We start from the raw sequence: 14,934 nt of genomic DNA, 5'->3' as shown, positions 1-14,934 counted from the left end.
TGCCGGAACGGATGTGTTGCTCAATGGAACGAATACGTGGAGGGCGGATCGGGGACCGCAGTCGCCCCTCCCGCCGCACGGTCCTGCGGTACGGCAGCGCGGTGCTCCCCGCGATCGCGGCGCCGGCCCTGCTCACCGGCTGCGGCACCGACCCCGCGGCCGGCGCCGGCAACGTCCTGCGGGTCTCCCAGACGGGCGACCCCAAGACGATGGACCCGCAGAAGCAGGGCGACATGATCTCGATGAACGCCCTGATCAACATGTTCGACACCCTCACCGCGCGGGGCCGCGACAACACCCTGCTCCCTCGCCTCGCCCTGTCCTGGAAGGCCGTCTCGCCGCGCGTCTGGCGCTTTCGGCTGCGGCCCGGCGTCACCTTCCACAACGGCGAGGTCTGCGACGCCGCCGCCGTGCGGTTCAGCATCGAACGCCTCCTCGACCCCGCGACCAAGTCGCCCATCGTGGAACTGCGTTACGTCGAGGGCGTCACCGTCGTCGACCGGCTCACCGTGGACCTCCACACCACCGTCCACGACCCGATCCTGCCCGACAAGGTGTCCCTCTTCGGCGGCGTCGTCGTCCCGCCCCGCTACATCGCCGAGGTCGGCGACGAGGGGTTCGCCGCCCGCCCCGTCGGGACCGGGCCCTTCACCTTCGCGAGCTGGCGCCGCGACCACGAACTCCGGCTCCGCGCGAACGAACACCACTGGCAGGGCAGGCCGGCCGTCGACGAACTCGTCTTCTCCCCGGCCCCGAACCCGTCCTCCGCGCTCGCCGCCCTCCAGAGCGGCGGAGTGGACCTCGTCGCCGGACTCACCCCCGACGGCGCCCAGCAGCTCGACGGCTACACCGGCGTCAGCCTCGACCACCACACCGGGATCCGCACCTCCTACCTCTCCCTGGACACCCTCACGGCAGGTCCGCTCCAGGACCGCCGGGTGCGCCAGGCGCTCAACCACGCGATCGACGTGCCCCTGCTCATCAAGGCCGTCCTCGGCGGGAAGGCGACCGAGGTCCCGGCGATGATCCCGCGCGGCGCCTTCGGATTCGACGAAGCCGTCGAGCCCTTCACCCGCTCCGTCGCCACGGCCCGCGCCCTGCTCGAAGAGGCCGGGCACCCCGACGGCATCCACACGACCCTCACCGCGTCCAACCTGGACGCCAACGTCGCCGAGGCGATCGCCGGACTCCTCGACCGCGCCGGCGTCCACGCCGAGGTCGACCTGCTGGACCCCGGCACGTACGCGCAGCGCCTCACCTCCGACAACCACGGAGCGCTCGGCCCGATGTACCTGGCCGCGTCCACCGTGTGGACCCTCGACGGCGAGAGCATGATCCAGTCCAACGTGCGCAGCGACCGGCGCCAGAGCCGCTGGCACAGCGAGGAAGCCGACCGGCTCGTCGACCTCGAGGAGCTGTCCGTCGACCCGGAGACCCGGCAGAAGGCCTTCTCCGGCCTCCAGCGGCTCATCAGGACGGAGGCGCCCTTCGTGCCCCTCTTCCAGATCGACAACATCTACGCCCGCAACACCAGGCCCCGCTGGACCCCCGGATTCGCCGGCGTCCTCGACATGGCCGGTGCGGAGGTCTCCCGATGAGCGAGCTCCAGACCCTTCCCGCCCCCGCTCGGGGCGAGGACACGGAACGTCCGGCCGCACCCCGCCGCGCGGCGCTCCCCGTCCTGCGCACGGCGGCGTCCCGCGTCGGCACCGCGCTGCTCGTCCTGCTGTGCACCGCCACCGTCGCGTTCTTCCTCGTACGGCTCTCCGGAGACCCCGTCAAGGTCCTCCTGCCGCCGGACGCCACAGCCCAGCAGGAAGCCGTCCTGCGCCACGGCCTGGGCCTCGACCGCCCGCTGCTCACCCAGTACCTCGACTACCTGTGGGGCATCCCCCGCCTCGACTTCGGCGACTCCCTCTTCTACAACCAGCCGGTGCGCGCGGTCCTCGCCGACCGCATCCCCGCGACCCTCCTCCTGGCCGCCGGGGCGCTCGCCGTCACCCTCGCCGTGGCCCTGCCCGCCGGGACCCTCGCCGCCATGCGCCGGGGCCGGGCGACCGACCGCACCGTCATGACCGGTGTGCTGCTCGGCCAGTCCACCCCGCCGTTCTGGATCGGCATCCTGCTGATCCTCGTCTTCGCGGTCGGCCTGCACGCCCTGCCCGCCTCGGGCTACGGGACCTTCGCCAACCTCGTCCTGCCCGCGGTGACCCTCGCCGTGTACTCCGTCGCCGTCGTCGCCCGGCTCCTGCGCTCCTCCCTCATCGACGTACTGAGCGCCGACCACATCCGCACCGCGCGCGCCAAGGGCTTCGGACCCCTCAAGGTCGTCCTCACCCACGGACTGCGCAACGCCTCCCTGCCCGTCGTCACCGTCGTCGGCCTCGAAGTCGGAAGCCTCCTCGGCGGCGCCATCCTCACCGAACAGGTCTTCTCCTGGCCCGGAGTCGGACAGCTCACCATCGAGGCCATCTCCAACCGCGACTTCCCCCTCGTCCAGGCCACCGTGCTGCTGTTCGCCGCCACCTTCGTCGTGGTCAACCTGCTCGTGGACCTCTCCTACAGCCTCCTCGACCCGAGGGTGAGGACCTCTCGATGACCACCACCGCCCCCCAGGCCCCCGCCGCCGACCGCGCCCCCGCCGCCCCCTCGCACCGGAGCGCCGCCCTGCGGACGCTGCTGCGCAACCGGCTCGCCGTGGCCGCCCTCGCCTTCCTCGCCCTCGTCGTGATCTGCGCGCTCCTCGCCCCGCTCGTCGCGCCCACCGACCCCAACGCACAGAACCTGCTGGCCCGGCTCCGGCCGCCCGCCTGGCAGCACGGCGGCAGCTCCGCCCACCTCCTCGGCACCGACCAGCTCGGACGCGACCTGCTCTCCCGTGTCGTCTACGGCACCCGGGTCTCGCTGCTCGTCGGCGCCGGCGCCGCCCTGCTCGCAGGCGTCATCGGCACCGTGATCGGCCTCGCCTCCGGCTACTTCGGCGGCTGGCCCGACCGCGTCCTCATGCGCGTCGCCGACGTCCAGCTCGCGTTCCCCGCGATCCTGCTCGCCCTCGCGATCGTCGGCTTCCTCGGCTCGGGCCTCTGGTACGTCATCCTCGTCCTCGGCGTGACCGGCTGGGTGTCGTACGCCCGCGTCGTGCGCTCCGAGGTGCTGTCCCTGCGCTCCCGGGACTTCGTCACCGAGGCCCACGCCATCGGCGTCGGCCACGCCGCGATCATGCGCCGGCACCTGCTGCCCAACGTGATGGCGCCGCTGGCCACCATCGGCACCCTCCACGTCGCCGCCGCCATCGTCGCCGAGGCCTCGCTCAGCTACCTCGGACTCGGTGTCCCCAAGGAGACCGTGACGTGGGGCTCGATGCTCGCCGACGGACAGCTCTACCTCGGCACCTCCTGGTGGGTCGCCGTCTTCCCCGGCGTCGCCCTCATGCTCACCTCACTCGCCGTCAACATCACCGGCGACGCCCTGCGCGACGTCGCGGACCCGAAGGCCTACCGCCGATGACGACCTCCACCGCCCCAGCGGCGCCGATCCTCGAGATCCAGGACCTGCGCGTCGACTTCCGCCTCGCCACCACGACCGTCCACGCGGTCCGCGGCGTCAGCTTCGCCGTCGCGCCCGGAGAAACCCTCGCCGTCGTCGGTGAGTCGGGCAGCGGCAAGTCCGCGACCGCCCTGTCGGCACTCCGCCTCAACCCCGAACCGCCCTGCGTCTACGCCGGTGGCCACATCCTCCTCGACGGCGAGGACCTCCTCACCCGCAGCGAACGCGAACTGGGCCGGATCAGGGGCGCCGAGCTGTCGATGATCTTCCAGGACCCGATGACCAGCCTCGATCCGCTGCAGCGCATCGGGAGCCAGGTCGCCGAGGTCCTCCGCCACCATGGTGCCCACAGCCGGGCCGAAGCCCGGGCGGCCGCCCTCTCGGCCCTCGACGAGGTGGGCATCCCGGACCCCGAACGGCGCTACCGCCAGTACCCCCACGAGCTGTCCGGCGGACTCCGCCAGCGCGTCATGATCGCCGCCGCGCTCGTCGCCCGCCCCCGCGTCCTCATCGCCGACGAACCGACCACGGCGCTCGACGTCACCGTGCAGCGCCAGATCCTCGACCTGCTCGTCCAGCTCCAGCAACGGCACGGCATGGCCGTCGTCCTCATCACCCATGACCTCGGCGTCGTCGCGGAGACCGCCGACCGCGTCGTCGTCATGCACCACGGTGAGGCCGTCGAGAGCGGGGACGTCCACGACGTCTTCGCCCGCCCCCAGGACCCCTACACCCGCCAGCTGCTCGACGCGACACCCCGACTGGAGACCGCCGGATGACCGCCACAGCTCCGCCTCTGCTCGAACTCGAAGCGCTGCGCAAGGAGTTCGGCGGCCGGCCCGGCAGCGTCGCCGTCGACGACGTGAGCCTCACCGTCCGCGAGGGCGAGACCCTCGCCCTGGTGGGGGAGTCCGGCTGCGGCAAGACCACCCTGACCCGGCTGCTGCTGCGCCTCCTGGAACCGACCTCGGGCACCGTGCGCTTCGACGGCACCGACCTCGCCGGCCTCGACCCGGCCGCGATGCGCGCGGTCCGCCGCCAGATGCAGGTCGTCCTCCAGGACCCCTACTCGAGCATGAACCCGCGGCTGAGGATCGCCGACATCGTCGCCGAGCCCCTCGTCACCCACGACCCCAGGGCCCGGGGGCGGCGCGGGCGTGCCTACGCCCGGCAGCGCGTCGGCGAGCTGCTCGTCGCCGTCGGACTCGACGACACGATCCTCGACCGCTACCCCCACGAGTTCTCCGGCGGCCAGCGCCAGCGCATCTCCATCGCCCGCGCCATCGGCCTCGAACCCCGGCTCGTGGTCCTCGACGAACCCACCAGCGCCCTCGACGTCTCCGTCCAGGCCCGCGTCCTCGACCTGCTCGCCGACCTCCAGCAGCGCCTCGGACTCACCTACGTCTTCGTGAGCCACAACCTCGCCGTCGTCCAGCAGGTCGCCGACCGGGTCGCCGTCATGCGCAGGGGCAGCCTCGTCGAGGTGGGGACCGCCCAGCAGGTGTTCACCGCCCCCGCCCACCCGTACACACGGCAGCTCCTCGACGCCGTCCCCGTCCCCGACCCGACCAGGGCCCGCAGGACCCGGAGCGCGGCCCCCGGCGAAGGCGCGGTGGCGGACGGCGGCCGGCACCCCGCGCACGGCCGCACCGCATGAACCCCGCCCCGCCGGTGACCCGCGCGCCCCTACCGTCCGGACAGCACGAGCCCCGCCCCGCCGAGCAGCGCGACGTCGTCGACGGCCGCCTCGCTCACCACCACCCGGGGAAGCTCCCCGCCGCCCAGCGCGCCCGCGCGCAGCAGCGACTCGACCAGGGCCCGGAACCGCTCCCCGCCCTCACGGGCCTCGCCGTGCAGGACGAAGAGGCCGCAGGCGAAGAGCTGCTGCACCGTCGCGAGACCCAGGACCAGATTCTCCGCGTACTCCGTCACCAGGGTCCGCGCCGCCTCGTCACGCGACGCGACCAGCCCACCGAGCGAGGCACCCTCGGCGCCCAGGCCCAGCGCCTCGGCCCGGCCGCGCAGCCAGCGCGTGGTGGCCACCGCCTTCCAGCAGCCCCGGCGCCCGCACGTGCAGGGCTCACCACTGGCCGCCACCGTCATGTGCGCGCCGCTGCGACCGCCCTCCGGGGCCAGCACCTCGCCCTCGTAGAGGATGCCCACCCCCAGCACCTCGCCCGTCGACACCGACGCGAAGGAGCGCCGTCCACGGCCCGGCCCGAACCAGCGGTCGCCGAGCACCTGGACCCGCGCACGGTGCTCGACGCGCACCGGCGCCCCGGTCAGCGCCTCCAGCCGCTCCGCCACCCGGTAGCCGCGCAGCGCCGGAGCCTCGTCGACCTCGATCACCCGGCCCCCGGCCGGATCGATCACCCCCGCCGCGGCGACGCCGATCCCCGACGGACGGCGCCCCTCGAAGACGGCCGCCACCCGTGCCAGCGCCTCGTCGACCCCGGCGGGACGCGGGGACGCCGCGTCGAACTCGGCCTCGGCCCGCTCCAGCACGGAGCCCGAACGGTCGAGCAGCGCCGCCCGGACCCGCCCGGGCAGCAGTTCCACAGCCCCCAGCGTGCGGGGAACCGGACGCACCACCGGATCCGGCAAGGGATCCGGCACCAACCGCAAGGGAGAACGTTCATGGGCCATACGCCGACTCTGCCACGTCCGTGTTCCGGGGAGACAGCCGCATGAGTCACCGGAACCTGACCGAAACCACCTGGCGGGAGACCCGGGAGTCGGCGGACGAGGCCATCGCGCTGCTCCCCATAGGGTCCCAGGAACAGCACGCCGGACACCTGCCGATGGGCACCGACACCCTCCTCGCCGAGGCCGTGGTGGACCGGGCGCTCGCGCTGCTCGACGAGGAGGCCACCGACGGAGCCCCGTCCCTGGTCCGGCTGCCGACGCTGCCCTACGGCCACAGCCCCCACCACCTCTTCGCGGCGGCGCTGACCCTGTCGGCCCCCACCCTGGAGGCCGTCCTCGGCGAGATCCTCGACTCCCTCGCGGCCTGCGGATACCGCCGCGTCCTCGTCGTCAACGGCCACGGCGGCAACGACGAGATCATGAAGCTCGCCGTCAAGCGCTTCGCCCTGCGCGCCGAGGTGACCGCCGCCGCCTGCTCGTACTGGACGGTGACCAGCGGGGAGGAGGACGGCGGCCGCCCCGACGTCACTCCCGGCCACGCGGGCTGGTTCGAGACCTCCCTCATGCTGGCCGCGCACCCCGCCCTGGTGCGCACCCCCGTGCCCGCGCGGGCCCCCGTGGACCCGCCGCCGCTCTTCGACCGCCCGCCCTACCCGGGGCTCACCGTGGAGCGCCACGGGGAGTGGGAACGCGTCGGCGGCTCCACCGACGACGCCTCGTCCGCCGACGCCGCCCACGGCCGCAGGCTCCTCGACGACCGGGCCCGCGGCCTCGCACGCGCCGTCCTGGACTTCGACGCCGCCACCCGGACCGGTCCGTGACCCCGGACCCGACGGCACCGACCGCAGCACCCGCACCGAACGAGGAACCCGTATGAAGATCACCGATGTCGACGTCCACGTCGTGAACCTGCCCCTGGTCAACCCCTTCACCAGCTCCTTCGAGACGAAGACCGGGGAGACCCGCACCGTCGTCCGCATCCGGACCGACACCGGTGTCGAGGGCTGGGGCGAGACCATGTGGGGCCGGCCCGTCGCCGCCATCGTGAAGAACCTCGCGGAGGATCTGATCGGCATGAGCCCCTTCGCCCTGGAGGCCTTCCACCGCAAGCAGCACATGGTGCCGTTCTTCTACGGCTACCTCGGATACGCCGCGATCGCCGCCCTCGACGTCGCCTGCTGGGACGCCATGGGCAAGGCCACCGGACAGTCCGTCACCGACCTCCTCGGCGGCTCCGTGCGCGAGGAGGTCCCGCTCACCGCCCTCATCACCCGCGCCGACGCCCCCGGCGCCCGCCCGGCCGACCTGCCCGCGGCGCTCGCCGAGCACACCCTGCGCGTCGTCACCGAGGGCGGCTTCCAGGCCGTCAAGCTCAAGGGCACCAAGGACGTCCGGGGAGACGTCGCGATCCTGCGCGCGCTGCGTTCCGCCCTCCCCGAGGTCAGTCTGCGCGTCGACCCCAACGCCGCCTGGTCCGTCCCCGACTCCGTCCGGGCCGGCATCGCCCTGGAGGAACTGGACCTCGAATACCTCGAGGACCCCTGCGTCGGCATCGAGGGCATGAGCCAGGTCCGCTCCAAGGTCCGCATACCGCTCTGCACCAACATGTGCGTCGTACGCTTCGAGGACTTCGCGCCCGCCGTGCGGCTGGGAGCCGTGGACGTCATCCACGGGGACGTCTACAAGTGGGGCGGCATCGCGCCCACCAAGGCCCTCGCGGCACACTGCGAGACCTTCGGGCTCGGCATGAACCTGCACAGCGGCGGTGAGCTCGGCATCGCCACCGCCGCGCACCTCGCGGTGGTGGGCAGCACACCCGTCCTGTCCCGTGCCATCGACTCCATGTACTACCTGCACGCCGACGACATCATCGAGCCGCTCACCTTCGAGAACGGCAGCCTGCGCGTCCCGACCGGCCCCGGTCTCGGCGTCACCGTCGACGAGGACAAGCTCCGCCACTACGCCGAGGTCAACGCCCGCGAAGGAGACCTGACCCGATGACCGGTACCTCTCCCGTCGGGCGCCGCGCCGTCCGCACCGACCGCGCGCCGGCCCCCGCCGGCGCCTACAGCCAGGGCGTCGCCGCGGGCCCCTACCTGTTCACCTCGGGCTTCGGTCCCCAGGACCCGGACACCGGCGCCGTCGCGGACACCGTGGAGGAACAGACCGCCCAGGTGCTGCGCAACGTCGGCGCCGTCCTGGAGGCGGAGGGGCTCGGACCGGGCGACGTCGTCAAGGTCACGGCCCATCTCCAGCACCTGCGCCGCGATTTCGCCGCCTACGACGCGGTGTACCGCTCCTTCTTCACCGCACCCCACCCGGTCCGCACGACCGTCGGCTCCGACCTCATGGACATCCTGGTGGAGATCGACGTCGTCGCCGTCCGCCCGGGGCCGCCCGAACTCGCGTAGACGGGACGGCGGTGTGCACCTCGCTCCGGACGCCCGGGGCGAGGTGCACACCGCGGGATGCCAGCACGCGCTTCCACCGCCACGGGAGCGCCGTGGTCCACCGCTACGCCGTCCGGGGCCGTCTCACCTGACCGGTGCGGGGGCGTACGGCCGCAGCCACTCGATCATGAGGATCGTCGCGTCGTCGTTCAGTCGGTCGTTCTGGTGTTCCAGAATCGAATGAATGAGTTGACGGAGTGCTTCGGAGGCGAGTTCCCCGGCCGCGGTGGCACGGATGATGGAACTCGTGAACCCGGCCAGGCCGAAGTGCGACCCACTGGGCAGGCGGGCTTCCGTCACACCGTCCGTGTAGAGGATGACGCGGTCCCCCGGCTCCAGCGCACACTCGTGGACGACGCGCGCCACGCCTCCGAGTCTGCCCGGCATGCCCATCGGGGGCTCGCCGGGGGACCCGAGGGCATCCTCCAGGACCTGGTGGTCGCGGATCAGCAGGGGAGGCGGGTGTCCGCAGTTGACCCAGCTGAGAATCCCGCTGGGCAGGTCCAGCTGCATCACGATGCCCGTGCAGAACTGCTCCGGAAGCCACTCGGAGAGCGCGTCGTCGACCGTGCTGACGAGCTCGCGCAGCGCGGAGCCCTTGCGGCGGGCGCTCCTGCAGCCCGCCATGGCGATCGCGGTGGTCAGGCCGGAGGCCAGGTTGTGCCCCATCGCGTCGAGGATCACCGCGTGCAGGGCCGACTCCGTCAGCGCGTGGTCGAACGCGTCCCCGCCGAGTTCGTAGGCCGGCTCCAGGACCGCGGTCGAGACGGCCCGGTCCTCGCCGATCGAACGAGGAGGCAGCAGGGCCCGGACCATCTCCGCCGGAAGGGTCATCGTGTCGGTACGCGCCTGCTGCACGAACCGGTCACTGAACGCCCGCTTCGAGGTGATGGCCATCGCGAGGACGGACGCGATCGTCCGGCAGCGTTGCAGCCGTGCCGAGTCCAGCGACCGCACATGGATCCCGACGACCCCCAGCCGCTCCACGCCGTCCGCCAGCGGGAGCCACACCACCAGCTCGCCCGAGTCGGTGTTCTCCACACGCAGCGCCATCGCGCGGAAGGCCCATCCGGCCAGCGACCCGTCCACCGGCAGACGGGACCGGCCCGAGAGCAGCGTCAGCTGCCGCTGCTGCAGGTCCACGAGGTAGACGTCGACCTGACGCAGACCGAGCCGGGCCGCGAACCGGTTGATCAGGTGGGGCAGGTTCGTGGGAGCGGTGGTGTGCACTTCTCCCAGCAGGGCGTGCCACAGGTGCTCTCCGTCGCCGGCCGGGGAACCGTCCACCGCAGCGCCTCTCCTCCGGTCCGGGCGGTCACGCGTCGCCGCCGGTCACAGGCGACGCCGGGCCCGGCGTCCCGCCCAGCCCAACGCGGGAGTGCCCGGGGCCGCCAGCGCACGGGGGCCATGCGGCGCAGCGGACACCCCGTCCGGACGACCCCGGCAGTGCCGTCACCGCCACCGGTACGGCGCAGGCCCCCAGCCCGTCGGCACGGGGTGGGGGCCTGCGCGCGGGAGGCTCTCAGGCCTTGCGCTGCATCTCCCGGCGCGCGGGGTTGCCCTGCTCCGAGGCCTTGGGGTCCTTCTCCCCGGCCTTCGCGCGCACGCCCTGCTCGACGCGCTTGCCGAGGGTGCTGTCGACGTTCGACCAGTAGGTGAAGGCCCGCTGGAGGACCGGTTCGGACACGCCGTTCAGCAGGTGCCCCACGATGTTGTCCACCAGCCGGTCCCGCGCCGCGTCGTCCAGGACCTCGCGGACCATGGTGCCCGCCTGGCCCCAGTCGTCGTCCTCGGCGTGGTCGACGTAGGCCGCCCGGGTGATCTCGCCGTCGGCGTACCAGCTCGGCGGGGTGCCGTAGCGCTCGGTGTCGGCCGCCGGCCCGCCCTTGGAGTTCGGGGCGTAGACCGGGTCCGTGGTCTTCCGGTACGCCATCGCCCCGTCCTTGGAGTACGTGCGCACCGGTGCGACGGGGGCGTTGACGGGGAGCTGCTGGTAGTTGCCGCCGATGCGGTAGCGGTGCGCGTCCGCGTACGAGAACAGCCTGGCCAGGAGCATGCGGTCCGGGCTGGGGCCGATGCCCGGCACGAGGTTGTTCGGCTGGAAGGCCGCCTGCTCGATCTCGGCGTGGTTGTCGGTGGGGTTGCGGTCGAGCGTCATCCGCCCCACCTCGGTCAGCGGATAGTCGCCGTGCGGCCACACCTTGGTCAGGTCGAACGGGTTGAAGCGGTAGTCCTTCGCGTCCTCGTACGGCATGACCTGCACGTACAGGGTCCAGCTCGGGTACTCCCCGTCGCGGATGTGCTCGAAGAGATCACGCGTGTGGTAATCCGTGTCCGCGGAAGCCATCTGGTCGGCCTCGTGCTGGGTGAACGTCTCGATGCCCTGGTCGGTCTTGAAGTGGTACTTCACCCAGAACCGCTCGCCGGCCGCGTTGATCCACATGTACGTGTGGGAGGTGTAGCCGTTCATGTGGCGCCAGGTGCGCGGGATGCCGCGGTCGCCCATCAGCCAGGTGACCTGGTGCGCCGATTCGGGCGAGAGGGTCCAGAAGTCCCACTGCATGTCGTGGTCGCGGAGGTTGTTGTCCGCCCTGCGCTTCTGGGACCGGATGAAGTGCTGGAACTTCATCGGGTCCTTCACGAAGAACACGGGGGTGTTGTTGCCCACCATGTCGTAGTTGCCTTCGCTGGTGTAGAACTTCACCGCGAAGCCGCGGGGGTCCCTCCAGGTGTCCGGGCTGCCCCGCTCCCCGGCGACGGTGGAGAACCGGATGACGAGCTCGGTCGTGGTGCCGGGCTGGAAGAGCGCCGCCTTCGTGTACGCCGAGACGTCCGAGGTCACCTCGAACCGCCCGAAGGCGCCGCTGCCCTTGGCGTGCGGCTGGCGTTCGGGGATGCGTTCACGGTTGAACTGGGCCATCTGCTCGATCAGGTACGAGTCCTGGAGCAGGATCGGCCCGCCCGCGCCGACGGTGAGCGAATGCTCGTCGCTCTCCACGGGGGCGCCGGAGTCGGAGGTGGTCGGCTGGTGCGAGATGTCGGTCATTGCGTCGTTTCCCCTTCATCTGTGCCGCGGGAGACACCGGTGACGGCTCCTTGCCGGGCACCCCCGGGGCCGGACGCCCCGAGCGCTCCGCCACGGGTGACGAGGCGGGCGGAAGCGCTGAGGCGGAATCCTCCGCGGTTCCCCGGGTGAGGCCGTGTGCGTCCCCTACGCCTGCACTGGTAACCCCCTACCCATGGGGGCAAACCTGGAAAACCATCTGTTGAAGGACATATCGGCACCCGTGCGGGGCCCGCTCCTGATCGCCTTTCCGCACGGAGGGAACTCACACATGGAAAAGGTCCGGCACCCCGCGACGGTGGGGTGCCGGACCGGTCGTCCGGGGGTCAGCACTCGATGATGTTCACCGCGAGCCCGCCCCGTGCCGTCTCCTTGTACTTGACGTTCAGGTGGGTACCCAAGCCGATCAGGTCCCTGACCTGGGAACTCGTACTCGTCTCGTCGTCCGCGTGGTGGTCAGGGACTTCTCAGGGACACTTGGGCCGCTGGTTCTGTGCGAGCCACGCGTCCGTGGCGGCGACGCCGCGCATCTCGGCCCCCGGCATGACGTGAGCGTAGTGGTCGGTGGGCGGAGCCATGCCGACTGACGGCAACGCCCCGAGGTGCGGTGCCAGGGCACGCGAGCCCAGCATGATCCAAACGAGAGGCCTAGGGGGAGGTCCGTACCGCGAACTCGTTCCCGTCGGGGTCGAGCATCTGAACCCGGACGGCGTCGGCCCCGCCCGGGTCCCCCCGTGCCGCGCCGAGCGAGATCAGACGGCCGACCTCCGCCTCCGGGTCCGCGCCCACAGGCAGCGCCAGCTCGAAGTACAGCCGGTTGGTGCCCTTCTTCGGCGCCACCGGAGGGCCGCCCCAGGAAATCTTCGTGCCGCCCTTCGGCGATTGAATCGCGGTTTCCTGGTCCTGGTCCCAGACCAGTGGCCAGCGCAGCGCCTCGCTCCAGAAGTAGCCGACCTCTTGTGTACCGTCGCAGGCCAATGCTCCGATGAGGCCGGTGTCAGCGAGGAACGTGTTGCCCGCCTCGATGACGCAGAACTCGTTGCCGTCCGGATCGGCGAGCACCACGTGTCCGTCCTCGGGGCGCTGACCCACGTCGATGTGCGTTCCCCCGAGTTCGAGGGCCCTGGCCACCGTCCGCCGCTGGTCCTCGGGGGAAGCGCTCGTCAGGTCGAAGTGCGCCCGGTTCTGAACGGTCTTCGGGTCCTGGCCCGGCAGGAAACGAATACGGAAGCCGGTGTCTTCCGGCGGCCGGATCGTCACGCCGTCGTCCGATCCGGTGGCCGGCTCCCAACCCAGGACCCCGGACCAGAAGCGGGCCAGTTCCGACGGCGTCGTTGCGTTGAAGCAGACCGCGAACAATTGACTGGTCATACCCGATGCATCTCCGATCGCCTCAAGGCCGGTACGGTACCTCGGCCTCTTCGCGGGTTCAGCCTAAAGTCGCTGAGCGGCACGTGCATGCGGGTGCGGTGGTTCTCGGCCGCGGCGGCGACGCATCGTCACCGGTCCGCGGGCCGGTCGGCCCCAAGCGGGCAGTTTCTCGGGAAGTCGTCCTGGTCCGCCGGTTCCCGAGCCGACGCCTACGCAGTGGACACCGGCCGGCGCCCGCTCAGTAACAGCTGACCGTGGGGGCGCGCAGGGCGAGCGCGGCGGCGAATCCCTCGGGGGACGGCAGGTCCGTGAGGGACCAGGGAGGGCGGACGGCCTCGGCTGCCGGGCCGGTTCCCAGATAGCGCCGGTGGCCGTCATGCGCCAGCCCCACGCCGACCCCCTTCAGATGAGCTTCTTTGCGCGCCCACAGGGTGGCGAACGCCGCGGCGCGTTCGGCCGGGGGAAGCGCGGCGAGTTCGACGCTCTCGTCCGGGTGGAAGAAGTGCTTCACCTGGGTCACCACCTGCGGGGCCGGCAGCGCCTCCACGTCGACGCCGACCGGCGTGGACGCGCAGGCCACGAACACCGCGTCGCGGCTGTGCGCCAGCGAGAAGTGGGCGCCGCCGCCCCGCAGGAGCGGACGGCCCGACGGGCTGCCGCACTCGGGGCAGGCACCGCGGCTCATCACAAGGTCCCGTGGAGGCGTGTCGAGCAGTGCGCCCAGCAGCAGCCTCAGCGCCACGTGCGCGACCAGGAAGGACCCGCGGTCCCGGGGGCGGGCGAACCGCTCTGCCCGCCTCAGCTCCGTCGCGTCCAGCACGCCGGGCGCGAGCTGTTCCGCCCACGGAGACTGTGCTGTCGCGTCCAAGAACCGCACCAGCGCCTCGCCCGGAGTGGGCGGCCGCAACGGCTCGACCGGCCTGTCGAGCCGCAGTGCGACAGGACGGGGATTGGCCTGTGTCGTCACGTGGACATCCTCAAGAGTGCTCCGGCTCCCCTCGTCCGGGGCTCCGTGTGGCTCGGTACGGCTCGTGGGATCAGCGGGCCTGCCACCGGGGCGGCCGCTTCTCCACGAAGGAGCGGGGTCCTTCCATCGCGTCCTCACTGCGCATACGCCGTTCCTCCCACGGGTAGCGCGTGGCGAACGCCTGCTCCAGGGGGAGATTGGCAGAGGCAAGCGCGGCCTCCTTGACCGCGCGGACCGCAAGGGGGGCGCAGCGCAGGATGTCGTCGACCCACGCGTCGACGCAGGGGTCCAACTCCTCAGCGGAGACCACCGAGTTGACGAGACCCAGTTCGTACGCTCGAGCGGCGCTCAGTCTGCGACCCGTCATGAGGTGGCCGAGCGCGACGCGGAACGGGGCCTGCCGAGTGAGCCGGAAGACCCCGCCCGCACCGGCTGTCAGGCCGAGCCGGGCTTCCGGCAGCCCGAACTCGGCATGCTCGGCCGCCACGATCACGTCACACGCCAGCGCCAGCTCGAATCCGCCGCCGAGCGCGTATCCGTTGACCCTCGCCACCACCGGCTTGGCCAGGTGGAACCGTTCGGTCAGCCGGGGCCAGCCCGGCTTTCCGCGGCTTCCGAACGTCGATGGCGTCGTCTGCCCCGCTCCGTTGCGCCGCTCCAACTCCTTCAGGTCCTGGCCGACCGAGAACGACCGGTCACCGGCACCGGACAGCACCGCAACCCACAGATCGTCGTCCTGTTCGAAATCGTCCCAGATATCGGCAAGCCGCTCATGGGTCGCCAGGTTCATCGCATTGAGCACTGTCGGGCGATTGAGCGTGACGCGGGCCACATGGCCATCTTTTTCGTACATGACTTCCAAGGTGGTCATCTCCTCGCCGAGAAAGAGG

15 protein-coding genes are annotated in these 14,934 nt (G+C 71.9%); 8 read left to right on the top strand and 7 right to left on the bottom strand.

The genetic code is table 11. The features are described from left to right. The first annotated feature begins 23 nt into the window (after window positions 1-23). Genes ACIRJR_RS27125 through ACIRJR_RS27105 form a run of 5 tightly spaced genes read left to right on the top strand, consistent with a single transcriptional unit; the run spans window position 24 to window position 5,203 of the window. Complete coding sequence (locus ACIRJR_RS27125; RefSeq protein WP_403785234.1) at window positions 24-1,598, top strand: ABC transporter substrate-binding protein; 1,575 nt, start codon at window positions 24-26, stop codon at window positions 1,596-1,598. Continuing rightward, window positions 1,595-2,599, top strand: coding sequence for an ABC transporter permease (locus ACIRJR_RS27120; protein WP_403785231.1), 1,005 nt, complete (start codon window positions 1,595-1,597; stop codon window positions 2,597-2,599). The genes ACIRJR_RS27125 and ACIRJR_RS27120 overlap by 4 nt, the downstream gene beginning before the upstream one ends. Next, on the top strand, window positions 2,596-3,507 hold the full coding sequence (locus ACIRJR_RS27115) for an ABC transporter permease (protein WP_403785229.1): 912 nt from the start codon (window positions 2,596-2,598) through the stop codon (window positions 3,505-3,507). Before ACIRJR_RS27120 ends, ACIRJR_RS27115 begins: the two co-directional genes overlap by 4 nt. Then, entirely contained in the window at window positions 3,504-4,325 is an 822-nt protein-coding gene (locus tag ACIRJR_RS27110) for an ATP-binding cassette domain-containing protein (protein ID WP_403785227.1), read from the top strand. Before ACIRJR_RS27115 ends, ACIRJR_RS27110 begins: the two co-directional genes overlap by 4 nt. After that, window positions 4,322-5,203 (top strand): ATP-binding cassette domain-containing protein, encoded by an 882-nt coding sequence (locus ACIRJR_RS27105; protein ID WP_403785225.1) that lies wholly within the window; start codon window positions 4,322-4,324, stop codon window positions 5,201-5,203. The genes ACIRJR_RS27110 and ACIRJR_RS27105 overlap by 4 nt, the downstream gene beginning before the upstream one ends. 29 nt (window positions 5,204-5,232) lie before the next feature. Here ACIRJR_RS27105 and ACIRJR_RS27100 read toward each other — a convergent pair whose 3' ends face one another. Then, window positions 5,233-6,171: an ROK family protein gene (locus ACIRJR_RS27100; protein ID WP_403785602.1), complete on the bottom strand. Its 939-nt coding sequence runs from the start codon at window positions 6,169-6,171 to the stop codon at window positions 5,233-5,235. A 62-nt stretch (window positions 6,172-6,233) separates the two neighbouring features. Between ACIRJR_RS27100 and ACIRJR_RS27095 the strand changes: the two genes are divergently transcribed. Genes ACIRJR_RS27095 through ACIRJR_RS27085 form a run of 3 tightly spaced genes read left to right on the top strand, consistent with a single transcriptional unit; the run spans window position 6,234 to window position 8,603 of the window. Beyond that, window positions 6,234-7,013: a creatininase family protein gene (locus ACIRJR_RS27095; RefSeq protein WP_403785223.1), complete on the top strand. Its 780-nt coding sequence runs from the start codon at window positions 6,234-6,236 to the stop codon at window positions 7,011-7,013. Window positions 7,014-7,065: 52 nt separating this feature from the next. Then, entirely contained in the window at window positions 7,066-8,193 is a 1,128-nt protein-coding gene (locus ACIRJR_RS27090; protein WP_403785221.1) for a mandelate racemase/muconate lactonizing enzyme family protein, read from the top strand. Next, the gene (locus tag ACIRJR_RS27085; protein ID WP_403785219.1) at window positions 8,190-8,603 is read left to right on the top strand and encodes a RidA family protein; all 414 of its coding nucleotides are present in this window, start codon (window positions 8,190-8,192) and stop codon (window positions 8,601-8,603) included. The genes ACIRJR_RS27090 and ACIRJR_RS27085 overlap by 4 nt, the downstream gene beginning before the upstream one ends. A gap of 123 nt (window positions 8,604-8,726) precedes the next feature. Here the strand turns inward: ACIRJR_RS27085 and ACIRJR_RS27080 are convergent, their stop codons facing one another. The 6 genes from ACIRJR_RS27080 to dpgD form a co-directional block, all read right to left on the bottom strand. Then, entirely contained in the window at window positions 8,727-9,929 is a 1,203-nt protein-coding gene (locus ACIRJR_RS27080; protein WP_403785216.1) for a PP2C family protein-serine/threonine phosphatase, read from the bottom strand. 235 nt (window positions 9,930-10,164) lie between these two features. Further along, a complete protein-coding gene (locus tag ACIRJR_RS27075; RefSeq protein ID WP_403785213.1) occupies window positions 10,165-11,688 on the bottom strand; it encodes a catalase in 1,524 nt (507 codons plus the stop codon). A 485-nt stretch (window positions 11,689-12,173) separates the two neighbouring features. Further along, entirely contained in the window at window positions 12,174-12,338 is a 165-nt protein-coding gene (locus ACIRJR_RS27070; protein WP_403785211.1) for a hypothetical protein, read from the bottom strand. Window positions 12,339-12,354: 16 nt separating this feature from the next. Continuing rightward, window positions 12,355-13,077, bottom strand: coding sequence for a VOC family protein (locus tag ACIRJR_RS27065; protein WP_403785208.1), 723 nt, complete (start codon window positions 13,075-13,077; stop codon window positions 12,355-12,357). 238 nt (window positions 13,078-13,315) lie between these two features. Further along, window positions 13,316-14,044, bottom strand: a complete 729-nt coding sequence (locus tag ACIRJR_RS27060) for a 4'-phosphopantetheinyl transferase family protein (protein WP_403785205.1) — start codon at window positions 14,042-14,044, stop codon at window positions 13,316-13,318. A gap of 70 nt (window positions 14,045-14,114) precedes the next feature. After that, window positions 14,115-14,915: an enoyl-CoA-hydratase DpgD gene (dpgD, locus tag ACIRJR_RS27055; protein WP_403785203.1), complete on the bottom strand. Its 801-nt coding sequence runs from the start codon at window positions 14,913-14,915 to the stop codon at window positions 14,115-14,117. Window positions 14,916-14,934: the final 19 nt, after the last annotated feature.

The organism is Streptomyces sp. NPDC102402 (assembly GCF_044765765.1).
GTDB lineage: Bacteria > Actinomycetota > Actinomycetes > Streptomycetales > Streptomycetaceae > Streptomyces.
Note: the sequence above shows the minus strand (reverse complement) of the source record. Positions and strands in the feature narration are given on the sequence as shown.